The following is a 22,476-nucleotide window of genomic DNA, read 5'->3' as shown; positions in this document are numbered from 1 at the left end:
ACGGCGGCACCCCGGGCCGGGGTGCCGCCGTCACCTCGCGGGGGTTGCCCGCCGGCTACCGCCGGCGCGGGTGGCGCGTGAGGGTGTAGCCGCCGACGGCGGCGAGCGCGCAGAGCACGGCGCCGCCCACGGTCCAGGCCCAGCGGTCCGACCACCAGCTGCCCGTCCAGCCGTCCTCCGGCTCGGCGACGGCCGCGGCGTGCAGGGGCGCGCCCAGCTCACCGCCCTCCGCCCGGGCCCCGCCGGCGTCCTCCGCCGTCGCCTGGACCTCGGCCTTCACCGGCAGCCCGAGATCCCGGTCGGGGACGTCGGTGACGGTGACACGCATGTAGTAGGCCCCCGGCAGCGGGTCGTTGGCCCACCGCTCCGACCAGGGCCGCACCGTCCGCAGCGTGCAGGTCAAGGTCACCGAGGCGTCCTGCTCCGAGGCCCGCTTGGCGGGCTCGCCCGAGGCGCACGCCTGACGGCGGCGCAGCCCGTCGAAGACGTCGAGCCGCCAGGTGGCGGCGCCGTGCCGCGAGGACGCCTGCGGCAGCGTCACCGTGGCCTTGGCCGTGGGGCGCCGGCCGGCGCCGGCCGGGAACTGCCAGTAGAGGTAGTCACCGGTCGACGCGTCCGCCGTGGCCTTCTCGCCCTGCTCGATCGCCGTCGCGGTCCGGAAGGCCGTGCCGGCCTCGGTGGGCTTGTCGTCGTCGGCGGCCGCGGCCGTGGCCGACCCGAACAGCGCCGTGCCGGCGAGCAGCGCCGCGGTCGTCATCCGTGTTGTGCGTCGCATCAGTTCTCCCTCCACACCGCGAGGCGCCAACGGGCCAGCCAGCCCCACAGCAGACCGGCGAGCAGCCCGGTCACGGCGAGGACGGCGAGGAGCACCCAGCCGCGGCCGAGGCCGAAGGCGGCAAGGTCCGAGGGGTCGTCGGGGCCCTTCACCAGGTCGACGGCCAGCTCGACGGGCAGGCCGGGCTCCCGCTGGACGGAGGGCGGCGCGGAGAAGGAGTTGGAGACCTCCAGGCACACGGTGCGGGGGGCCTTGTCCCCGTCGTCCTTCGCCTCGGCCACGGGGTGGCGCAGTCCGGCCGCCATCACGTCGGTGCGGCCGCTGCCGGCGTCCGAGCCGCGGACCAGTTCCTGGCCGCCCTCGGTCACCGCGCGCAGCAGCACGCCGTAGTCCCGGTCGACGGCCCGGTCGGCGCCGACGCTCACCGAGGCGCGCAGCTCCTGGCCGGGCTTGACCTTGACGCGGTACCAGCGGTGCTCGGAGAACTTCTCGCGGTCGGTCCAGATGCCGGCGCGCAGCTCGGGCGCGGTCGAGCACTGGTCGGTGCCCGTGACGGGCTTCGGCGTCTCGACCGGCGTCTCGGCGCGGCGCACGAGCTGCTTGATGCGCCCGGACAGTTCCTTGGTCTCTCGGACGGTGGTGTACGTACCGCCCGTGGCCTCGGCGATGCAGCTGAGCTGCTCGCGGGTCTTGTCGTCCTGGGTGAGACCGAGGGTGTCGATCGTCAAGTGCGTGCCCTTGGCGGCGAGTTCGCGCGCCACGTCGCACGGGTCGGGCATCCCGCAGGAGTCCTCACCGTCGGTGATGAGCACGATCCGGCGCGTACCGCCGTCGGTCCCCAGGTCCTGGTCGGCGCCGCGCAGGGCGTACCCGATCGGGGTCCAGCCGGTCGGGCGGAGGCCGGCCACGGCGGCCTTGGCGTCCGTGCGGTCGACCTTGCCGACGCGGTAGAGCTGCTGGCTGTCGCGGCAGCCGATCGCCTTGTCCTCGCCGGCGTAGCTGGCGCCGAGGGTCCGGATGCCGAGGCGCACGTTCTCCGGCGTGGCGTCGATGACCTCGTTGAACGCCTGCTGCGCGGCCGCCATGCGGGTGCGTCTGCCGCCGTCCACGTCCTGGGCGCGCATGGAGCCGCTGACGTCCAGGACGAGCTCTACCTTGGGGGAGTTCTTGGCGGGCCCGTCGGCGGCGTTCGCCGGTGCGACGCCCCCGGCCAGGGCGGCGAGTAGCGCACAGGCTCCCGCCGCGAGCCGTCTTGTGGTGATCATCCGGAAATCCTAGTGATCACCGGTGGCGGGACCCAAACCCGGCGGCGGCCGCGGGCGTCCGGAGCGGGGGCGGCACCCGCTCCGGACGCCGGGAGCGGCGGCGCCCCCGGCTCCCGTCCTACTCCTCGCCCTCCAGGTTCCCTTCCGTCTCCAGGAACGCCTGCCGCAGGCCCTCCAACGTCTCGGCGTCCGGCTTGGCCCACATGCCGCGGCTCTCGGCCTCCAGCAGGCGTTCGGCGATGCCGTGCAGCGCCCAGGGGTTGGCCTCCTGGAGGAAGGCGCGGTTCTCGGGGTCGAGGACGTAGGTCTGGGCGAGCTTGTCGTACATCCAGTCGGGGACCACGCCGGTCGTCGCGTCGTAGCCGAACAAGTAGTCGACGGTCGCGGCGAGTTCGAAGGCACCCTTGTAGCCGTGGCGGCGCATCGCCTCGATCCAGCGGGGGTTGACCACGCGGGCCCGGAAGACGCGCGAGGTCTCCTCGACCAGGGTGCGGGTGCGGACGGTCTCGGGCCGGGTGGAGTCGCCGATGTACGCCTCCGGCGCGGTGCCGCGCAGGGCGCGGACCGTGGCGACCATGCCGCCGTGGTACTGGAAGTAGTCGTCGGAGTCGGCGATGTCGTGCTCGCGGGTGTCGGTGTTCTTGGCGGCGACCGCGATGCGCTTGTAGGCCGTCTCCATCTCCTCGCGGGCCGGCCGGCCTTCGAGGCCGCGGCCGTAGGCGTAACCGCCCCAGACGGTGTAGACCTCGGCGAGGTCGGCGTCGGTGCGCCAGTCGCGGCTGTCGATGAGCTGGAGGATGCCGGCGCCGTAGGTACCGGGGCGGGAGCCGAAGATGCGGGTCGTGGCGCGCCGTTCGTCGCCGTGGGCGGCGAGGTCGGCCTGGGCGTGGGCGCGGACGTGGTTCCGGTCGGCCGGCTCGTCCAGGGAGGCGACCAGGCGGACGGCGTCGTCGAGGAGCCCGATGACGTGCGGGAAGGCGTCGCGGAAGAAGCCGCTGATGCGCAGGGTGACGTCGATGCGCGGGCGGCCCAGCTCGTCCAGGCTGACGGGTTCGAGTCCCGTCACCCGCCGCGAGGCCTCGTCCCACACCGGACGGACGCCCAGCAGCGCCAGCGCCTCGGCCACGTCGTCACCGGCGGTGCGCATGGCGCTGGTGCCCCACAGGGACAGGCCCACCGACTCCGGCCATTCGCCGTTGTCGGTGCGGTAGCGCTCCAGGAGGGAGTCGGCGAGCGCCTGGCCGGTCTCCCAGGCGAGGCGGCTGGGGACGGCCTTGGGGTCGACGGAGTAGAAGTTGCGGCCGGTCGGCAGGACGTTGACCAGGCCGCGCAGCGGCGAGCCGGAGGGCCCCGCCGGGACGAAACCGCCGGCCAGGGCGTGCACCGCGTGGTCGATCTCGTCGGTGGTGGCGGCGAGGCGCGGCACGACCTCGCGGGCGGCGAAGTCGAGGATCTCCGCGACCTGCGGGCCGTGCCCCGCCGCCGCGGTGGCGACGGCGGCCGGGTCCCAGCCGGCGTCCTCCATGGCCTGGACCAGGGTGCGGGCCTTGTCCTCCGCCTCGTCCGCGGTGGTGCGGGTGGCGGCGGACTCGTCGAGGCCGAGGGCCTCGCGCAGGCCCGGCAGGGCGGACGTGCCACCCCAGATCTGACGGGCGCGCAGGATCGACAGCACGAGGTTCACCCGCGCCGCGCCGGTGGGCGCACCGCCCAGGACGTGCAGGCCGTCGCGGATCTGGGCGTCCTTGACCTCGCACAGCCAGCCGTCGACGTGCAGCAGGAAGTCGTCGAAGCCGTCGTCGTCCGGCCGGTCCTCGAGGCCGAGGTCGTGGTCGAGCTTGGCGGCCTGGATCAGGGTCCAGATCTGCGCGCGGATGGCGGGGAGCTTGGCCGGGTCCATGGCGGAGATCTGCGCGTACTCGTCGAGGAGCTGCTCCAGGCGCGTGATGTCGCCGTAGGACTCGGCGCGGGCCATGGGCGGCACGAGGTGGTCGACGAGCGTGGCGTGGGCGCGGCGCTTGGCCTGGGTGCCCTCACCGGGGTCGTTGACGAGGAAGGGGTAGATCAGCGGCAGGTCGCCGAGGGCGGCGTCGGGGCCGCAGGCGGCGGACAGGCCCGCGTTCTTGCCGGGCAGCCACTCCAGGTTGCCGTGCTTGCCCAGGTGGATCATGGCGTCGGCGCCGAAGCCGCCGTCCTCGCGTGCCGCGGCGATCCAGCGGTAGGCGGCGAGGTAGTGGTGGGAGGGCGGCAGGTCCGGGTCGTGGTAGATGGCGATGGGGTTCTCGCCGAAGCCGCGCGGCGGCTGGATGAGGATCAGCAGGTTGCCGCGGCGCAGGGCGGCGAGGACGATGTCGCCCTCCGGGTTGCGGCTGCGGTCGACGAACATCTCGCCGGGCGCGGGGCCCCAGTGCTCCTCCACGGCCTCGCGCAGTTCGACGGGCAGCTGCGCGTACCAGCGGCGGTAGTCGGCGGCGGGGATGCGGACGGGGTTGCGGGCGAGCTGCTCCTCGGTGAGCCACTCCTGGTCGTGGCCGCCAGCCTCGATGAGGGCGTAGATCAGCTCGTCGCCGTCGCCGGAGGCGAGGCCGGGCACCTCTTCGGTGCCGAAGTCGTAGCCCTCCTCGCGCAGTCGGCGCAGCAGGGCGACGGCGCTGGCAGGGGTGTCGAGGCCCACCGCGTTGCCGATGCGGGAGTGCTTGGTGGGGTAGGCGGAGAGCACGAGGGCGACGCGCTTGTCGGCGGCGGGGACGTGACGCAGCCGGGCGTGGCGCACGGCGATGCCGGCGACGCGGGCGGAGCGCTCGAGGTCGGCCACGTAGGCCGGCAGTCCGTCCTCGTCGACCTCCTTGAAGGAGAACGGGACGGTGATGATGCGGCCGTCGAACTCGGGCACGGCGACCTGGGTGGCGGCGTCGAGCGGGGAGAGGCCCTCGTCGTTCTCCTCCCAGGCGCTGCGCGGGCCGGTCAGGCACAGGGCCTGGAGGATCGGCACGTCGAGGGCGGTGAGGGCGCCGGCGTCCCAGGACTCGTCGTCGCCCCCGGCGGAGGCGTCGGCGGGGCGGGTGCCGCCGGCGGCGAGGACGGTGGTGACGATGGCGTCGGCGCCGCGCAGGGCCTCGATCAGCTCGGGCTCGGGGGCGCGCAGCGAGGCCACGTACAGCGGCAGGGCGCGGCCTCCGGCGTCCTCGACGGCGCCGCAGAGGGTGTCGACGAAGGCGGTGTTGCCGCTCATGTGGTGGGCGCGGTAATAGAGCACCGCGACGAGCGGGCCGCTGGCGCCGGGCTTGGGGGTGCGCTCCAGACGGCCCCAGGAGGGAGCGGCGGCCGGGGGTTCGAAGCCGTGACCGGTGAGCAGCACGGTGTCGGAGAGGAAGCGGGCCAGCTGTTCGAGGTTGGCGGGGCCGCCGTGGGCGAGGTAGGCGTGGGCCTCGGCCGCGATGCCGACGGGGACGGTGGAGGTCTCCATCAGCTGGGCGTCGGGGGCCTGTTCGCCGGTGAGCACGACGACGGGCCGGTCCTGGGCGAGCAGCTGGTCCAGCCCCTCCTGCCAGGCGCGCAGACCGCCGAGGAGCCGTACGACGACGAGGTCGGTGCCCTCCAGGAGTTCCGGCAGGTCGTCGAGCGGGAGCCGGGCGGGGTTGGCCAGCCGGTAGGGGACCGGGCCGCCGGCCGCGCGGGCACTGAGCAGGTCGGTGTCGGACGTCGACAGGAGAAGGATCACGCGGCGCTCCCGAGGGCGAGTGCTTCGAGGGTCGCCCGGGGTGCGCGGCACCACGATGTGCGCATGCTGCGGCTGGCCTTCCTCGGGGTCCGCGCCCCGGGCGGTTGGAGGACGGCGGGAGTTCCTGACTCGCGCGGCGGTGTCGCTGCGCTCACAGTGGCGGGACCGTGCCGGAGTTCCACCGGCTTCCTCCCCTGACGCCGTCGCTGGCGTTTCGGCGGATGGCTCCGCCGGTGGTCATAGTAGCGATCGCGCGGCGGGAGCCGGAGGGGAGAGTGTTCTGGTCCCTTCCCCGGTGGGGGTGTGTCCATGCGTCGTTTTCCGGGGCCGCGTCCGGGGCCACCGGACCGGGTGCCGGACGGAGCCGCCGGGGGAAGGGTGTGCGGGCGGGGCCGGGGGCGCGCTCCACACCCCCGGCTATGCTCGCCGCCATGCCCGTCACCCCCGAATCCCCTGGCCGCGACCGAGGCGACGCCTGCCCCGGCGCGCTGCGGCTGCACTCCGCGGACGACGGCGGGCTGGCCCGGGTCCGGCTGCCCGCCGGTTTGCTGACGGCTCGTCAGGCACGTGTTCTGGCCGACGCCGCCGACCAGTTGGGCGACGGCCGCCTCGACCTCACCTCGCGCGGCAACGTGCAGGTGCGCGGGCTCGCGGACGGGTGCGGCGCCGACCTGGGCGCGCGCCTGCGCGCGGCGGGGCTGCTGCCGTCGGACCGGCACGACCGGGTGCGCAACATAGTGGCTTCGCCGTTGTGCGGCCTGGACGGACGGGGAGCGGGGAGCGCGCGGGAGGACGCGTCGGCGCACGGGGGCGTCCGGGCGCACGCGGACGTCCAGACCTGGGCGAGGAGGCTGGACGCGCTGCTGTGCGCCGGCAATACCGGCTGCGGTACGGACAGTTCAGGCGACTTGTCGGGATTGTCGGGTCGGTTCCTCTTCGGTCTGGACGACGGCCGGGGCGACGTCGTCGCCCTCGGACCCGATGTGACATTGATCGCAAGCGACGACGGGCGCAGCGCCCTGCTGTCGTACGGCACCGACGACCCCGGCGGCACCGCCGGCTCGCTGCGCGTCGCGGCGGACGACGCACCCCGCGCGGCGGCCCTGGCGGCCCTGGAGTTCCTCGCCGCCCGGCGCGAGAGCGACAGCCGGGCCTGGCGGGTGCGCGAACTCGCCCCCGGGCGGCGGCCGTGCACGGACCGGCTGGCGGTCCGCCTCGCCGCGGCCGGCATCGGCTGCGCGCCCGTCCCGCCGCGCCCGCTGCCCGTCGGCCCCCCGGCCGGACCGGGCCTGGTCCACGGCCCGGACGGCCGGTGCGCCCTGTCGGTGACCGCGCCCCTGGGGCGGCTCACCACCGACCAGTGGCGGCTCCTGGCCCGTACCGCCGACCAGGACGGCGACGGGGAACTGCGTGTGACACCCTGGCGCGGCGTCGTCGTCCCGGGCCTCACGGCCCGCACGGCCGCGGCGCGCCTCGCGGCGCTCGCCGACGCGGGCCTGATCACCTCCCCCCGGTCCCCGTGGCACGGCGTGGGCGCCTGCGCGGGCCGGCCGGGGTGCGCCAAGTCCCTGGCGGACGTACGCGCCGACGCCGCCGCCTGCCTGGCGGACGCGCCGCCCGCGCGCCCTGGTGGCGCCGGGGGACTGCCGGTGTACTGGTCCGGGTGCGAACGGCGCTGCGGCCACCCCGGGGGCACCTGGGTCGACGTGCTGGCCACGGGTGAGGGGTACCGGATCGGGCTGCGCGACGGCGGCACGGAGCCGACGCCGGCGCGGCCGGTGCCGGCTGGAGGACTTGCCGGCGCGGTGGCGGCGGCACGCAACCACGACATGCACGACGTGAACGAGGACAGAGTGTTCGACTACGAAAAGGACGGCGCGTCCATCTACCGCCAGTCCTTCGCCACCATCCGTGCCGAGGCGGACCTGGGCGGGCTGCCGCCGGACGTCGCCCGGGTCGCGGTGCGCATGATCCACGCCTGTGGGATGACCGACCTCGTGCGCGACCTCGCGTACTCCCCCCAGGTGGTGGCGCGGGCCAGGGAGGCACTGCTCGCGGGCGCGCCGATCCTGTGCGACGCGAACATGGTCGCCTCCGGCGTCACCCGCAAGCGGCTGCCCGCCGGCAACGAGGTGCTGTGCACGCTCGCCGACCCGGCGGTCCCCGAGCTGGCGGCCCGCATGGGCACGACGCGCAGCGCGGCGGCGCTCGAACTGTGGCGCGACAAGCTGGAGGGCGCGGTGGTGGCGGTCGGCAACGCGCCCACCGCCCTGTTCCGGCTGCTGGAGATGGTGGCCGAGGGGGCCGGCCGCCCGGCCGCCGTCCTCGGCATCCCCGTCGGCTTCATCGGAGCCGCCGAGTCGAAGGACGCGCTGGCCCAGAGCCCGCTGGGGCTGGAGTACCTGGTGGTACGGGGCCGGCGCGGCGGCAGCGCGATGGCCGCGGCCGCGATCAACGCGATAGCGAGCGAGGAAGAGTGAGCGAGCAGTCTTCGACCACGGGCAGGCTGTACGGGGTCGGTCTCGGCCCCGGCGACCCGTCCCTGATGACCGTGCGGGCCGTCGAGGTCATCGCCTCGGCCGACGTCGTGGCCTACCACAGCGCCCGGCACGGCCGCAGCATCGCGCGCTCCATCGCCGAACGCCATCTGCGCCCCGACCACGTCGAGGAGCGCCTGGTCTACCCGGTGACCACGGAGACCACGGACCACCCCGGCGGCTACCGGGGCGCGATGGAGGAGTTCTACGAGGAGGCCGCCGCCCGGCTGGCCGCGCACCTGGACGCCGGGCGCTCGGTCGCGGTGCTCGCCGAGGGCGACCCGCTCTTCTACAGCTCCTACATGCACATGCACAAGCGGCTGGCGCACCGCTACGCCACCGAGGTGGTCCCCGGGGTCACCTCGGTGAGCGCGGCGGCCGCACGGCTGGGCGAACCACTGGTCGAGGGCGAGGAGGTGCTGACGATCCTGCCGGGCACGCTGCCCGAGGAGGAGCTGACGGCCCGCCTGGCCGCCACCGACTCGGCCGTCGTGATGAAGCTGGGCCGCACCTTCCCCGCCGTGCGCGGCGCGCTGGAGCGGTCCGGCCGGCTGCCGGAGGCGCGCTACGTGGAGCGCGCCACGATGAGCGGCGAGCGCACGGGCAGGCTGGCGGACGTGGACCCCGCGTCGGTGCCGTACTTCTCGGTGGCGGTGCTGCCGAGCCGCGTGGACGCGGCCCCCGCCACGACGCGGGGCGAGGTCGTCGTCGTCGGGCTGGGCCCGGCGGGACCGCTGTGGCTGACCCCCGAGGCGCGCGGCGAGCTCGCGGCGGCGGAGGACGTCGTCGGCTACAGCACCTACGTGGACCGGGTCCCCGCGCGCCCCGGCCAGCGCCGGCACGCCTCCGACAACAAGGTGGAGTCGGAACGCGCCGAGTTCGCCCTCGACCTGGCCCGGCAGGGCCGCCGGGTCGCGGTGGTCTCCTCGGGTGACCCCGGCGTCTTCGCCATGGCCACGGCCGTGCTGGAGGTCGCCTCCGAGGGCCCGTACCGCGACATCCCGGTCCGTGTGGTGCCCGGCATGACGGCGGCCCACGCGGCGGCGGCCCGCGCGGGCGCGCCGCTGGGCCACGACTACGCGGTCGTGTCGCTGTCGGACCGCCTCAAGCCGTGGGAGGTCATCGCGGAGCGCCTGCGGTCGGCCGCGGCCGCGGACCTGGTGCTCGCCCTGTACAACCCCGGCTCCCGCAGCCGCCTGTGGCAGGTCGGCAAGGCCCGCGAGCTGCTCCTGGAGCACCGCACCCCGGACACGCCGGTGGTCGTGGCCCGTGACGTGGGCGGCCCCCAGGAGCACGTCCGCGTCGTCCGCCTGGGCGAACTGGACCCGTCCGAGGTCGACATGCGCACCCTCCTCATCGTCGGCTCGACGCAGACCCGCGCGGTGCGCCGGGGCGAGGACGGCACGGAGGAGATCGTCTGGACGCCGCGGCGGTATCCGGAGCGGTGACGGCCGCGGGCCGGGGTGGAGCGGTCGGCCGCAGGCCACCCCGGCCCGTACCGTCCTCACTCCCCGGCCAGCAGGCCCGTCAGGCCGTCGAGCGTCGCCCGCAGCGACTCCGCCGGCACGCCGCCGCCCTGGGCGACCTCCGCCGTGCCGCCGCCGCGGCCGGACAGCAGCGACTTCACCAGGCCGGCGGCCGACAGGCCCGTCTCGGCCGCGGCCCGGTTGAGGGCGATCGTCAGCACCGCCTTGCCGCCGTCGGCCGTCGCGCCGACCGCCGTCACCCCCGGGCGCTCCCGGGGCAGGCGGTCGCGGACCGCGAGGGCCAGCGAGCGGGCGTCGCCGTCCGTCGTCGCCGTGACGACGAGGGTGCCGTGGACGTCGGTGGCCGCCGCGGCGAGCTCCCCTGCGCGGGCCACTGCGGCGCGGCGGCGCAGTTCCTCCGCCTGCTGGTCGGCGGCCTTCAGCCGCTCCAGCAGCCCCGCCACCCGCTCGGGCAGGTGGGCTCGCGGGGCCTGCACCTGCTCCGCCAGACGGGAGACCAGGTCACGCTCGCGCGCCAGATAGCGGAAGCCCTCGAAGCCGACGGCCGCCTCAAGCCGCCGCATGCCCGCGCCCACCGACGACTCGGCCGTCAGCGCCACCACGCCCACCTGCGCGGCGCGCTCGACGTGCGTGCCGCCGCACAACTCGCGCGACCACGCGCCGCCGATCTCCACCACGCGCACCCGCTCGCCGTAGGTCTCGCCGAACAGCGCCAGCGCACCGAGCTCCTTGGCCTCGGGCAGCGACATCCACCGCACGTCCACCGGCAGGTCCCGGCGCAGCGCGCGGTTCGCCGCCTCCTCGACCTCGCCGCGCGCGGCCGGGCCGAGACCGCCGCGCCAGGGGAAGTCCAGCCGCAGATAGCCGGGGCGGTTGTACGAACCCGCCTGGAGGGCCGTCGGGCCCAGCACCTGCCGGAGCGCGGCGTGCAGCACGTGCGTACCGGAGTGCGCCTGCCGTGCCCCCAGCCGCCATTCCGGGTCCACGGCCGCCCGTACCGCGTCGCCCGCCGCCAGCTCGCCGGCCGTGACCCGCACCCGATGGACCACCAGGCCGGGCAGCGGCCGCTGGACGTCCAGCACCTCGGCCTCCACCGAGGCGCCCGTCAGGGTGCCGGCATCGCTGTCCTGGCCGCCCGACTCGGCGTAGAACGGCGTCCGGTCCAGCACGACCGTGGCGATCTCACCGCTGCGCACCGCCTTCAGCGGACCGCCCGGCCCCAGCAGGGCCAGCACGCGCGAGTCCGTCGTCAGCGTGTCGTACGCCCGCCAGTCCGTCGGTCCGTGGGCGGCGAGCACCGTCCGCAGCGCGGAGGTGTCCAGCGCGCCGCCCGACTTGCGGGCCCGGGCGTCCGCGCGGGCCCGTTCGCGCTGCTCCGCCATCAGCGCGGTGAAGCCCTCCCGGTCGACCTCGACGCCCTGTTCCTCGGCCATCTCCAGCGTCAGGTCGACGGGGAAGCCGTAGGTGTCGTGCAGCAGGAAGGCCTTCGGCCCCGGCAGCAGGTGCCCGCCCGCCGCCTTGACCTCGGCCACCGCCGTGTCCAGGACGGTCGTGCCCTGGCGCAGCGTCGACCGGAAGGCGTCCTCCTCGGCGTACGCCTGCTGGGAGATGCGGCCGAACTCCTCGGCGACCTCCGGGTAGCTGTGCCTCATGCAGTCCCGGGCGGCCGGCAGCAGCTCCGGCAGCGCGGGGTCCTGATGCCCCAGCAGCCGCACCGAGCGCACGGCCCGGCGCAGGATGCGCCGCAGCACGTATCCGCGGCCCTCGTTGCCGGGGGCGGTGCCGTCGGCGAGCAGCATCAGGGCGGTGCGCACGTGGTCGGCGACGACCCGCAGCCGTACGTCCGCCAGGTGATCGGCCCCGTACCGCACACCGGTCAGCTCCGCGGCCCGGTCCAGCACGGGCCGCGTCTCGTCGATCTCGTACAGGTTGTCGACACCTTGCAGCAGGGTGGCCATGCGCTCCAGGCCCATGCCCGTGTCGATGTTGCGGCGGGGCAGTTCGCCCAGGATCGGATAGCCGCTCTTGCCGGCGCCCTCCCCGCGCTCGTACTGCATGAAGACGAGGTTCCAGAACTCCATGTACCGGTCCTCGTCGACGGCCGGGCCGCCGGCGCGCCCGAGGGCGGGCCCCCGGTCGTAGTAGAGCTCCGAGCAGGGGCCGCACGGCCCCGGAACGCCCATGGACCAGAAGTTGTCCTCGTCGCCCCGGCGCACGATCCGCTCCTCGGGCAGCCCCGCGACGCGCCGCCACAGCAAGGCGGCCTCGTCGTCGGAATGATGGACGGTGGCCCAGATCCGCTCGGGATCGAGCCCGTACCCCCCTTCCTCGACGGACGAGGTGGACAACTCCCAGGCGAAGGAGACGGCCTCCTCCTTGAAGTAGTCCCCGAACGAGAAGTTCCCGTTCATCTGGAAGAACGAGCCGTGCCGCGTGGTCCTGCCGACCTCCTCGATGTCGAGGGTCCGCACGCACTTCTGCACGCTGGTGGCGCGCGGCCACGGCGGCGCGGCCTCGCCGGTCAGGTACGGCTTGAACGGCACCATGCCGGCGTTGACGAACAGCAGCGTCGGATCAGGGGTCGGCAGGGGCGCGCTGGGCACCACGGTGTGACCGCGGGCGGCGAAGTAGTCGAGGAAGCGGCTGCGGATGTCGGCGGTTCGCACAGGGGGCTCCGATCAGGCGGCGCGGACGATGCGGGTCACGGGGTGGAGCGCCGCGTACTCCAGGGGCGCGGACGGATCGATGGACACGTCGAGCGGCGCGGGCTCCGCCCCCGCCCGCACCAGCAGGTACCCGACGGCGGCGATCATCGCGCCGTTGTCGGTGCACAGCCGCAGCGGCGGTACGCGCAACTCGATGCCCGCAGCATCGCAGCGCTCCTGGGCCAGCGCCCGCACCCGCGAGTTGGCGGCCACGCCGCCGACGACCACCAGGGTGCCCACGCCGTGCTCCCGGCACGCGCCGACGGCCTTGCGCGTCAGCACGTCCGCGATCGCCTCCTGCAACGAGGCGGCACCGTCGGCGACCGGCAGCGCCCGCCCGGCCGCCCGGTGCTGCTCGGCCCACCGGGCGGCGGCCGTCTTCAACCCCGAGAAGGAGAAGGCATGGGGATCATCCCGCGGCCCGGTCAACGGCCGCGGAAACGCCACGGCACGCGGATCCCCCTCACGAGCCGCCCGGTCGACCGCCGGACCACCGGGATAGGGCAGCCCGAAGACGCGGGCCACCTTGTCGAAGCACTCGCCGGCCGCGTCGTCGAGGGTGTCCCCGAGGTGGACGATCGGATCGCGGGCGAGGTCCCGCACGAGCAGCAGCGAGGTGTGCCCACCGGAGACGATCAGCACCATGCAGGGATTCGGCAGCGGCCCGTGTTCCAGCGTGTCGGCGGCCACGTGCCCGGCGAGGTGATGCACGCCGTACAGGGGGACGCCCAGCGAGTAGGCGAGCCCCTTCGCCGCGGCGACACCGACCTGCAGGGCACCGGACAGTCCGGGCCCCGTGGTCACCGCGACGGCGTCGATGTCCCGCATGGTCAGCCCCGCGTCGGCAAGCGCCGCCCGCACGACGGGGGCGGCCGCGTGCACGTGGGCGCGCGCCGCGATCTCCGGCACGACGCCGCCGTAGCGCGCGTGCTCGTCCATGCTCGACGCCACGGCCTGGCCCAGCAACTGCCCGTCCCGGACCAGACCGGCGCCGGTCTCGTCGCAGGACGACTCGATACCCAGAACCACCGGTGAACGCTTCACGCCGCGCCTTCCTGCTTTGGATCAGTAATTGCATAGTCTATGCAATAAGCTTTCCGGTGATGGCGTCACGGCACCAGACGGAAGACACGGATCCCGCGGTCGCCCACCCGCGCCGCGTAGTGGTCGTACGCCGGAAGGATCGCCAGGGACCGGGCACGCTCGGCGCGTTGGGCGGCAGGGGACAGCCGGTGGGCGGTGACCGGCTGGGTCCGGCCCCCGTACGTGACCGTGGCCTCCGGCCGGTGCAGCAGGTTCGCGCTCCAGTGCGGGTGGCGGGGACGGCCGAAGTTCGTGGCCGCGACCAGCCGGCTGCCGTCGGGGCAGCGGAAGGCACACAGCGGGGTGGCGTGCGGACGGCCGCTGCGGTGGCCGGTGGTGGTGAGCACCACGCTCGGCAGGAAGAGCCGGCTGGGCATCCAGCGCCCGCCGGTCAGCCGGTGCACGGCCCGGTCCGCACGGGGCAGCACGCGCGGGGCGAGCCACAGGAAGAGGCGGGTGGTGCCCGCGCGGGCGACGGCCGGGTGGACGCGTCGGGCGCGGCCGCTCATGCGGCGGGCCAGGCGGCGAAGGCGCGTTCGGCCAGGGCGGTGACGGTGAGCGCGGGATTGCAGCCGAGGTTGGCCGGGACGACCGAGGCGTCGGTGATGTGCAGCGTGGGGTGGCCGTGCACACGGTGGCCGGTGTCGACGACTCCGGTGCTCGGGTCCGTGCCGATCGGGCAGCCGCCGAGCAGGTGGGCGGTGAACGGCAGTCCCAGCAGGGTGTTCCACCACCAGCCGTAGGCGCTGCCCGCGACGCGTTCCGCGAAGCTCCGGGCCGCGGCCTCGGCGGCCGGCAGCCGAGCCGGCTCCCGCGGGCCGTCGGCGGGGACGAGGACCAGGCGCCCGTGCCGGAGCCGGCTGGTGAGGGCCGACTCCCGCGCCTCCATGGCCAGCAGCAGCGCCGTGCGCCCGCCGAAGTGCCGCACCGGCCACCGACGCAGCGCGCGGGCACCGCCGCCGGGCAACGGGCACAGCAGGGCCGCCAGCGGATGGGAACCGCCGCCGACCCGGCACAGCTGCACCAGCGTGACGTCGTCGGCGCGCAGCTCCGAGCTCACGGCGACACCGGGCCCGACGTCGAAGCCGGGCGCCGACACGGCGAGCAGCACCTCGCGGTTGGTGAGGGTCCGGCTGCCGAGCGCGGCCGACAGGCCCGGCAGCGTACCGGCGGCCCGGCAGCGGTGCAGCAACTCCGCGGTGCCCCAGGCGCCGGCCGCCAGGACGACCTGATCCGCGCGGAACGTGGCACCCCGCCGCCGCGGCACCAGCGCCCCGCCGGGCACCGTCCGGACGAGCCAGCCGCCGCCGGGCCGGGGGACGAGACCGATCACCGAGGTCAGCGGCCTGATGCGGGCGCCGAGCCGCTCGGCCAGGTGGAGGTAGTTCTTCATGAGGGTGTTCTTCGCGCCCACCCGGCAGCCGAGGACGCACCGCGCGCACCCCGTGCAGCCGGTGCGCTCGGGGCCCCGACCGGCGAAGTACGGGTCGGGGACCGGACGGCCGGGGGCGCCGAAGTACACACCGGCCCGGACGGGCCGGAAGGAGGCGCCCGCGGGCCCCCCGTCCGCGGCCACCCGGCCGAGCACGCCGTCCCCCGTGTCCGCCCCGGCGGGCAGCGGCACCGGGGCCGTGCCCATCATCCGCTCGGCCAGCGCGTAGAAAGGCGCGAGTTCGGCGGCCCAGTCGACGGTCCGGTCCCACCCCGGGCGACGGAAGACCTCCGCGGCGGGCCGATGGTGCACACCGGCGTACGCCAGCGAACCGCCGCCGACGCCGATGCCCGTCAGGGCCAGCAGGTGTCGGCGCACCCGGACGCGGACGATGCCGGTCAGCCCGAGCCGGGGCGCCCACAGGACGCGGTGCGCCTGCCAGGGCGAGTCGGCGAAGTCGGCGTCGGCGAAGCGCCGCCCGGCCTCCAGCACGGTCACCCGGTAGCCCTTCTCGGCGAGCCGCAGCGCCGCCACGGCACCGCCGAATCCGGACCCCACGACCACGACTTCGCCGCCCGCCGCCATGGGTAGACATGTACCCGGCCGGATGCCCCCGAACTCCCGCTTGGTGAGGTGCCGATGACCGTCCCGAAGGCCCCGGCAGCGCTCCCGCTGATCGGGCACGGCGCCCACTTGTGGTTCCGGCCCATGGACTTCATGGCCGGGGCGTACGAGCTGGGCCCCCTGGTCCGCTTCCGCCCGGGCCGGACCGTCTCCTACCTGATCACCGATCCCGGACTGTTGCACCAGGTGCTGGTCACCGAGGCCCGGTACGTCGCCAAGGGCAGGCTGACCGACAGCGCCGGCCCGCAGATCGGCGTCAGCCTGGTGATGGACATGAGCTTCGAGGGCATGACCCTCTTCGCCTCCCACCGCCGCCACCGCCGGGCCGTCCAGCCGGCCTTCCACCCCCACCGGCTCGCCGCGCGGACCGACGCGGTGGTCCGCGCCACCCGCGACCGGCTGGCCGACTGGTGGCCGGGGCGGCGGTTGCGGCTGGAGCGGGAGCTGCTGGCGCTGTCCAACGAGGTCAACGCCCGCGCGTTCTGCGGCGGGTCGGCCACCGCCGTCGCGAGGGCCCTGAGCGGTGTCCAGGCGCACCTCAACCGCGGTCTGTACTGGCGCTCGGTGGCCCCGCGCTGGACCGACGGGCTGCCCGTCCCCGGCACGGGGGGCTTCCGGCGGGCGCGCGACCGCCTGCGGACGGCGATCCGTGACGCACTGGGCGAGCGCCGCGCCCACCCCGGGTACGACGAGGGGGACGTGCTGTCCGCACTGGCCCGTGCCCGCTACGCGGACGACGGAAGCGGCTTGGGCGACGAGCAGATCTGCCGGGAGATGGTCTTCTACCTCATCGCCGCGGCGCACGGCATCGGCGACGTGCTGCCCTGGGTCTTCCACGAACTGGCCGCCCACCCCGACGCCGAGCGGCGACTGCACCAGGAGCTCGACGACGTCCTGGCCGGTGGGCCCGTGACCCCGGAGCACCTGCCGCGCCTGGAGTACACGCGCCGCACCCTGCTGGAGACGCTGCGGCTGTATCCGCCGGTCTGGCTCCTCGCGCGCCGTACGGTCGACGCCCTCGACCTCGGCGGCACCGTGCTGCCGGCCGGTACGGAGCTGGTCTTCAGCCCGTACGCGATGCACCGCCACCCCCACCACCACGCCGCCCCCCTGCGCTTCGACCCCGACCGCTGGCTGCCGGACAGGCGGGCCGGCCTGCCCCCGTGCGCGTACGTCCCCTTCGGCACGGGGCCGCGCAAGTGCATCGGCGACCGGCTGTCGATGCACCAGATGCTGACGGTGGTGGCCACCATCGCCTCGCGCTGGCGGCTGCGGCCGGTGCCCGGGGTGCGCGCGTACCCGTCGGCCCGCGTCTTCCTCTCGCCCCGGTCGGTGGAGATGGTCTGCGAGCCGCGCCTCACCCGGCGATGACCAGCACGACCGCCGTCAGGCCACCGCCGAGGAGGGCACCGGCCCACACCTGCGCCCGGGTGTGCGCCCCCAACCGGACCCGCGACCAGCCGACGGCCGCCGGCACCGGAGCCAGCAGGGCGCAGAGCGGGGCGACGCGCAGGGCGAGCAGAACGACGCTGCCGGCGGCCGCGCACGTGTGGAGCGAGACCTTCCCGAAACGGGTGCACAGCAGGAACGCCGCGCCGCCGGCGGGCGCGAGGGCCGCCGGCGCCAACAACTCGCGCGGAGCGCCCAGATGGCGACAGACCAGCCACACCAGCGCGGCCCCGGCCGAGGCGCAGGCCAGCGGCAGCGGGCGCTCGGCACGACGGCTCACGTCCAGGTCCGACACCCAGCCGCGGCGTACGCCGAAGGCCATCACCAGCACCCCCACGGCGCCGCACACCACGGCGGTCAGCCCCCACACCAGCCCGGCCGGCCGCGGCCAGGTGGCGTGCCAGCTGACGACGCAACCCGCGGCCACCGGAAGGACGGGGGGCGAGAAGCAGCGCGTGATGCGGCGGGCCAGCAGGTCCGCCGCGCCCGTCGCCGTACGGTGCTTCGCCGTGCCGTTCTTCCCCGTCATGTCAGGCAATGAGCCTATCTTCCCCACAGGAACGGAAGTTCCGCTCTTTCGGATGGTTTGAGGTGTAGGCAGCCGTGCTCCTGCCAACACTCTCCCCAGCTTGCGGGGCCACGAGGTGAGGGGGCGGGATGCCTCGGACTGCCCGGATGTCGAAGTGGCGCATATCCATGGCCCGATGGCTGCTCCGAGGCGCCGTCCGGCTGCCCGAGAACGGCATGGGCGGCCGGCGGCCACCGGCGGCCTCCGACGGCCACCGGCCGCGGCACGTGGCCGTCATCATGGACGGCAACGGCCGCTGGGCCGCCCGGCGCGGACTGCCGCGGACGAGCGGGCACGAGGCCGGGCTGCGGGCGTTGTCGTCGGTGCTGGACGGCGCCCTGGAGGAGGGCATCGAGCACCTGTCGCTGTTCTGCCTCTCCACCGAGAACTGGAACCGTCCGCGCGCCGAAATCGACGCGCTGATGCGGCTGGCGGAAGACACGTTCGACTCCTTCGGCGGCTACGCCGAGCGCGGCGTGCGGTTCCGGTGGCAGGGCTCGGAGGCCCGCCTGCCGTCCGCCGTGGTCGACGCCCTGCGCGAGGCCGAGGAGCGCACGCGCCGGAGCCGGGCGATGACGGTGGTCTTCTGCTTCAACCACGGCGGCCGCGACGAGATCGCGCGGACGGCCGCGGACCTGGCCCGCTCCGCCGTGACGGGACGACTGGATCCGGACGCCATCGACGAGTCGGTCTTCTCCCGGCACCTGCCGCTGCCGGAACTGCCCGACATCGACATGCTGATCCGCACCTCCGGAGAGCAGCGCATCTCCAACTTCATGCTGTGGCGCGCCGCGTACGCGGAGTTCTTCTTCGTGGACACCCTGTGGCCCGACTTCACGGGGGACCATCTGCGCGACCTCGTCGCGGCGTTCGCGCTGCGCAAGCGCCGCTTCGGCGCCGTCACGGGCGGATGAGGAGCACGGAGTCGCGCACCCGGCCCCCCTCGACGGAGACCCGGTCCGCGGCCAGGGTCACATCGGTCAGCTCCAGCGCGGGAGCGACGGCGACGGGCAGGGGCAGGTCGGCGGTGACGCGCACCGGCAGTAGACCGGCCAGCCTCCCGCCGAGGCGGACGAGGTCCACCTCGAGGGCGCCGGACAGGGCGGCGTGCGCGATCCGTGCCGTGGTGGGCCGGTCCCCGGTGCGCACCGTCACGACGGCATCGGTGAGCGTGGCGCGCTCCATGCGGCAGTGCAGCACCGCGTGCTCGGGCCCGGTACGGCGGACGCAACGCGCCGGGCCGGTGCCGACCGTGCGCGCCACGAGGGTCACCGGGGCGTCGCCGGGACCGCCGGGATCGCCGGGAATTTCGCCGGACAGGCCACCGGACAGGCCACCGGACATTCCGCCGTGCAGGCCGTCGTGCCCGTCGCTCGCGCGGGGCGCCGGAAGCGGGTCCGGGGGCGGCGGCAGCGCCCGGGCGGTCAGCGTCGTACAGGCCAGGAACGCTCCGGCGCACACCAGCAGCACCCGCGGGACCGGCCGCGCGGCCCTCACCCAGCGTCCCGCTCCGGCGGCAGCCAGGCGAATCCCCACACGCCCCCCGCCCCCGCGAGCAGGCTGCCCACCAGCATCCCGCCCGCGTTGCAGGTGACCAGGGCGACCAGGGCCAGGGCCAGCACGACGATCCCGACGGGGGTGTGCAGGCGGGGATGCGTGGCCAGCATCACCGCGGTCACGAGCAGCGGCACACTGGTCGACAGCCCGGCACCGGCCACGACACCGGCGACCCCGACGGCCGCGGGGAATCCCGCGAACGGCAGCCACAGCAGCTCCACGGCGCCCAGCACCGCAAGCACGGCGGCGCCCAGCGGCCGCTCCCGCCGCCAGGCCGCGAACCGCCGCGCCCTCGCCTTCGCCAGACCCGCCTTCGTCAGACCCGCCTTTGCCAGACCTGCCTTTGCCAGAAGCGTCAGGAGCACTCGTGTCGACCCGCCTCGACGCCCACGTCCACATCGCTCATCCGGAAGGTGCCGGCCGTGGCCAGCCAGGAAGTGAACTCCGGCCGGTCCACCGCCGCATGACCGGTGGCCGCGCCGACGCCGCCCTCCGGAAGCAGACCGACGCGCAGGTCGCTGAAGGAGGTGTCGCCGCCCCTGACCCGGTCGGTGTTGATCACGATGCCCGTGGCCAGGACGGGGCGGGTCCGACCGGCGCTGCCGCGCAGCGTCAGGGGGCCGAAGGGCGTGGGCACCAGCAGACTGGCGCACAAGCCCTTCACCCAGGCCCGCTCGGCACTGACCACCGCGACCGGATGCCGGGTGCCGTCGCGCTCCACGATCACGTCCGTTCGCTCCCGAAAGGCGTCCCCCTCCAGCCGCTCGCCCGTCAGCTTGAACGCCCCGCCGCTTCCCGCGGCGGACACTGCCAGCACACCGTTGGCGGTGGCCATCAGCAGCCCCCCGGCCAGCGCGAGTCCGGCGAACGACGCCGCGGCCAGCCGCCGACGGCTGACCCGGCGCCCGCCTTTCCTTCTCGTCCCCTTCACGTCCGGTCAACGTCCGGCGGGGGGAACATGTGGCGGTGGCCCACCGGCGCCCGGTGGGCCACGACGGCCGCAGAGAGCACGGGGGAGCGCACGGACGGGTCCGCCGCGCCCACGGAAGTGACTCCCCACCGCCACCGTGCACCAGGGTGCGACAAGGTCCCGGCCGTCATGCTGTCGCCGCAGGTCAGTAGAGTGCCGATGCCCCTGATCGCAGTCGACCCCGAGGTGCCTCCCGTGAGCCCAGCCCCCGTGACGGTCGTAGGCATCGGCGCCGACGGCTGGTCGGGCCTCGCCCCCGCCTCCCGGGAGGCGCTGCGCCACGCCGAGGTGATCATCGGCGGCCCGCGCCAGCTCGACCTGCTGCCCGCCGACTGCCCGGCCGAGCGCGTCGCCTGGCCGTCGCCGCTGCGCCCGGCCGTCCCCGGCCTCCTCGCGACGCACGCCGCCCGCCGCGTCTGCGTGCTGGCCAGCGGCGACCCCATGTTCTACGGCATCGGCCGCACCCTCGCCGACGTCCTCGGTGCCGACCGGCTGCGCGTCCTGCCGCACCCCTCGTCCGTCTCGTACGCCTGCGCCCGCCTCGGCCGGCCCCTGCACGACACCGACGTGATCAGCCTCGTGGGCCGTCCCCTCGCGACGCTCACGGCCGCGCTGCACGACGGTCGGGGCCTCCTCCTGCTCAGCGCCGGCGCGGACACCCCCGCCGAGGTCGCCGAGCTCCTGCGCCGGCGCGGCTGGGGGCCGAGCCGGATGACCGTGCTGGAACAGCTGGGCGGCGACCGCGAACGCCGCCTCGACGGCACCGCCGACGACTGGCCGCACCCGCCCGGCGACCCCCTCAACGTCATCGCCGTCGACTGCCGCCGGGCCCCGGACGCGCTCCGCCTCCCCCTCACCCCCGGCCTGCCCGACGACGCCTTCGAGCACGACGGCCAGCTGACGAAGCGCCACGTGCGGGCGGCGACCCTCGCCGCGCTCGCCCCCGCCCCCGGCGAACTGCTGTGGGACGTCGGCGGCGGCTCCGGCTCCATCGGCATCGAGTGGATGCGCGCCCACCCCTCCTGCCGGGCCGTCGCCGTCGAACGCGACCCCGTACGGGCCGCGCGCATCACCCGCAACGCGGATGCCCTGGGCGTCCCGGCCCTCCGCGTGGTCACCGGCCCCGCGCCCGCCGCCCTGGCCGGCCTGCCCGCTCCCGACGCCGTCTTCATCGGCGGCGGCCTGACCGCCCCCGGCCTGCTCGACGCCTGCTGGGAGGCGCTGCCCCCCGGCGGCCGGCTGGTGGCCAACACCGTCACCCTGGAGTCCGAGGCACTGCTGACGGACCGCTACCGCCGCCACGGCGGCGACCTGACCCGCCTCGCGGTCGCCCACGCCGTCCCCGTGGGGGGCTTCACGGGCTGGCGGCAGGCGATGCCGGTGACGCAGTGGTCGGTGGTCAAGCCGCCCCAGGAACCCCGCCCCACCCCGCCCCAGGAGGCCCACCCATGACCGTGTACTTCATCGGCGCCGGCCCGGGTGCCGCCGACCTCATCACGGTGCGCGGCGCCCGGACCCTGGCCCGCTGCGCCGTCTGCCTCTACGCCGGCAGCCTCGTCCCCCGCGAACTCCTCGCCGAGTGCCCGCCCGACGCCCGCCTCGTCGACACCGCCCGCCTGGACCTGGACGAGATCACCGCCGAGTTCGTCCGCGCCCACGAGGCCGGCCACGACGTGGCGCGCCTGCACTCCGGCGACCCCGCCCTCTTCAGCGCCGTCGCCGAGCAGATGCGCCGCCTGGACGCGCTGGGCATCCCCTACGAGATCGTCCCCGGCGTCCCCGCCTTCGCCGCCGCCGCGGCGGCGCTCGGCCGCGAACTGACCGTCCCCACCGTCGGCCAGACCGTCATCCTCACGCGCGTCGCCCAGCGGGCCACCCCCATGCCCGCCGGCGAGGACCTCGCCACGCTCGGCCGCAGCGGCGCCCTGATGGTCCTCCACCTCGCCGCCCGCCACGCCGACCGTGTCGTCGCCGAACTGCTCCCCCACTACGGCGCCGACTGCCCGGCCGCCGTCGTCGCCATGGCCAGCCGTCCCGACGAGATCGTCCTGCGCGGCACCCTCGCCGACATCGCCGACCAGGTGAAGGCCGCGGGCGTGGTCCGCACCGCCGTCATCGTCGTCGGCCGCACGCTGGCCGCAGAGCAGTTCCCCGACAGCTTCCTGTACTCCACGACGCGGGACCGGGACAGCTGCGGCCGGACGGTGCTGGAGCCGTAGGCGACGCCCCCGCACCGGCCGGTAGGAGACGCCGCCGCACCGGAAGCCGCGCTCAGGGAGCGAGGCTCGCCCCGGGGCCCCGCGACG

General features: G+C 75.4%; 17 protein-coding genes, 1 pseudogene and 1 riboswitch. Of the genes and pseudogenes, 7 read left to right on the top strand and 11 right to left on the bottom strand.

Features of this window, described 5'->3' with window-relative positions:
- Nucleotides 1-55 precede the first annotated feature (55 nt).
- The 3 genes from CYQ11_RS26955 to cobN form a co-directional block, all read right to left on the bottom strand.
- Complete coding sequence (locus CYQ11_RS26955) at nucleotides 56-775, bottom strand: hypothetical protein (RefSeq protein ID WP_099198258.1); 720 nt, start codon at nucleotides 773-775, stop codon at nucleotides 56-58.
- Entirely contained in the window at nucleotides 775-2,040 is a 1,266-nt protein-coding gene (locus tag CYQ11_RS26950; RefSeq protein ID WP_099198257.1) for a VWA domain-containing protein, read from the bottom strand. The genes CYQ11_RS26955 and CYQ11_RS26950 overlap by 1 nt, the downstream gene beginning before the upstream one ends.
- Before the next feature lie 118 nt (nucleotides 2,041-2,158).
- Entirely contained in the window at nucleotides 2,159-5,758 is a 3,600-nt protein-coding gene (gene cobN / locus CYQ11_RS26945) for a cobaltochelatase subunit CobN (RefSeq protein WP_099198256.1), read from the bottom strand.
- A 118-nt stretch (nucleotides 5,759-5,876) separates the two neighbouring features.
- Nucleotides 5,877-5,950: riboswitch (cobalamin riboswitch) on the bottom strand.
- A 29-nt stretch (nucleotides 5,951-5,979) separates the two neighbouring features.
- Here cobN and CYQ11_RS26940 point away from each other — a divergent pair.
- The 3 genes and pseudogenes from CYQ11_RS26940 to CYQ11_RS26930 all read left to right on the top strand — a co-directional run.
- Nucleotides 5,980-7,233: pseudogene (locus tag CYQ11_RS26940) on the top strand (hypothetical protein); the annotation flags it as partial.
- 378 nt (nucleotides 7,234-7,611) lie between these two features.
- Nucleotides 7,612-8,238, top strand: a complete 627-nt coding sequence (locus CYQ11_RS26935; protein WP_099198394.1) for a precorrin-8X methylmutase — start codon at nucleotides 7,612-7,614, stop codon at nucleotides 8,236-8,238.
- Entirely contained in the window at nucleotides 8,235-9,743 is a 1,509-nt protein-coding gene (locus tag CYQ11_RS26930) for a precorrin-2 C(20)-methyltransferase (protein ID WP_099198255.1), read from the top strand. Before CYQ11_RS26935 ends, CYQ11_RS26930 begins: the two co-directional genes overlap by 4 nt.
- 56 nt (nucleotides 9,744-9,799) lie before the next feature.
- Here the strand turns inward: CYQ11_RS26930 and alaS are convergent, their stop codons facing one another.
- From alaS to CYQ11_RS26910, 4 genes are all read right to left on the bottom strand, one after another.
- Nucleotides 9,800-12,448, bottom strand: a complete 2,649-nt coding sequence (gene alaS, locus CYQ11_RS26925) for an alanine--tRNA ligase (protein ID WP_099198254.1) — start codon at nucleotides 12,446-12,448, stop codon at nucleotides 9,800-9,802.
- A 12-nt stretch (nucleotides 12,449-12,460) separates the two neighbouring features.
- Nucleotides 12,461-13,516 (bottom strand): tRNA (adenosine(37)-N6)-threonylcarbamoyltransferase complex transferase subunit TsaD, encoded by a 1,056-nt coding sequence (gene tsaD, locus CYQ11_RS26920; protein ID WP_181143887.1) that lies wholly within the window; start codon nucleotides 13,514-13,516, stop codon nucleotides 12,461-12,463.
- 80 nt (nucleotides 13,517-13,596) lie between these two features.
- Entirely contained in the window at nucleotides 13,597-14,079 is a 483-nt protein-coding gene (locus CYQ11_RS26915; RefSeq protein WP_099198252.1) for a nitroreductase family deazaflavin-dependent oxidoreductase, read from the bottom strand.
- A complete protein-coding gene (locus CYQ11_RS26910; RefSeq protein WP_099198251.1) occupies nucleotides 14,076-15,587 on the bottom strand; it encodes an FAD-dependent oxidoreductase in 1,512 nt (503 codons plus the stop codon). The genes CYQ11_RS26915 and CYQ11_RS26910 overlap by 4 nt, the downstream gene beginning before the upstream one ends.
- A 54-nt stretch (nucleotides 15,588-15,641) precedes the next feature.
- On the opposite strand from CYQ11_RS26910, the gene CYQ11_RS26905 reads away from it, so the two are divergent.
- Nucleotides 15,642-16,997 carry a cytochrome P450 gene (locus tag CYQ11_RS26905; protein WP_099198250.1) on the top strand — a complete coding sequence of 452 codons (1,356 nt, stop codon included), beginning with the start codon at nucleotides 15,642-15,644 and terminating at the stop codon, nucleotides 16,995-16,997.
- Here CYQ11_RS26905 and CYQ11_RS26900 read toward each other — a convergent pair.
- The gene (locus CYQ11_RS26900) at nucleotides 16,984-17,604 is read right to left on the bottom strand and encodes a phosphatase PAP2 family protein (RefSeq protein WP_099198249.1); all 621 of its coding nucleotides are present in this window, start codon (nucleotides 17,602-17,604) and stop codon (nucleotides 16,984-16,986) included. The two genes, CYQ11_RS26905 and CYQ11_RS26900, sit on opposite strands and share 14 nt — an antisense overlap.
- A 128-nt stretch (nucleotides 17,605-17,732) precedes the next feature.
- Between CYQ11_RS26900 and uppS the strand changes: the two genes are divergently transcribed.
- Nucleotides 17,733-18,557: a polyprenyl diphosphate synthase gene (gene uppS, locus CYQ11_RS26895; RefSeq protein WP_240003242.1), complete on the top strand. Its 825-nt coding sequence runs from the start codon at nucleotides 17,733-17,735 to the stop codon at nucleotides 18,555-18,557.
- Here uppS and CYQ11_RS26890 read toward each other — a convergent pair.
- The 3 genes from CYQ11_RS26890 to CYQ11_RS26880 are packed head-to-tail and all read right to left on the bottom strand — an operon-like array spanning nucleotide 18,544 to nucleotide 20,131.
- Entirely contained in the window at nucleotides 18,544-19,140 is a 597-nt protein-coding gene (locus CYQ11_RS26890) for a hypothetical protein (protein ID WP_099198247.1), read from the bottom strand. The genes uppS and CYQ11_RS26890 overlap by 14 nt on opposite strands.
- The gene (locus CYQ11_RS26885; RefSeq protein ID WP_099198246.1) at nucleotides 19,137-19,565 is read right to left on the bottom strand and encodes a DUF6114 domain-containing protein; all 429 of its coding nucleotides are present in this window, start codon (nucleotides 19,563-19,565) and stop codon (nucleotides 19,137-19,139) included. The genes CYQ11_RS26890 and CYQ11_RS26885 overlap by 4 nt, the downstream gene beginning before the upstream one ends.
- On the bottom strand, nucleotides 19,556-20,131 hold the full coding sequence (locus tag CYQ11_RS26880; protein ID WP_099198245.1) for a DUF6230 family protein: 576 nt from the start codon (nucleotides 20,129-20,131) through the stop codon (nucleotides 19,556-19,558). The genes CYQ11_RS26885 and CYQ11_RS26880 overlap by 10 nt, the downstream gene beginning before the upstream one ends.
- 198 nt (nucleotides 20,132-20,329) lie before the next feature.
- Here CYQ11_RS26880 and cbiE point away from each other — a divergent pair, with 198 nt between their 5' ends.
- Both cbiE and cobM read left to right on the top strand, forming a co-directional pair.
- Nucleotides 20,330-21,622, top strand: coding sequence for a precorrin-6y C5,15-methyltransferase (decarboxylating) subunit CbiE (gene cbiE / locus CYQ11_RS26875; RefSeq protein WP_099198244.1), 1,293 nt, complete (start codon nucleotides 20,330-20,332; stop codon nucleotides 21,620-21,622).
- A complete protein-coding gene (gene cobM / locus CYQ11_RS26870; protein ID WP_099198243.1) occupies nucleotides 21,619-22,389 on the top strand; it encodes a precorrin-4 C(11)-methyltransferase in 771 nt (256 codons plus the stop codon). Before cbiE ends, cobM begins: the two co-directional genes overlap by 4 nt.
- The last annotated feature ends 87 nt before the right edge of the window (nucleotides 22,390-22,476 follow it).

The sequence above is a fragment of the Streptomyces cinnamoneus genome (genome assembly GCF_002939475.1).
Lineage (GTDB): Bacteria > Actinomycetota > Actinomycetes > Streptomycetales > Streptomycetaceae > Streptomyces > Streptomyces cinnamoneus_A.
Note: the sequence above shows the minus strand (reverse complement) of the source record. Positions and strands in the feature narration are given on the sequence as shown.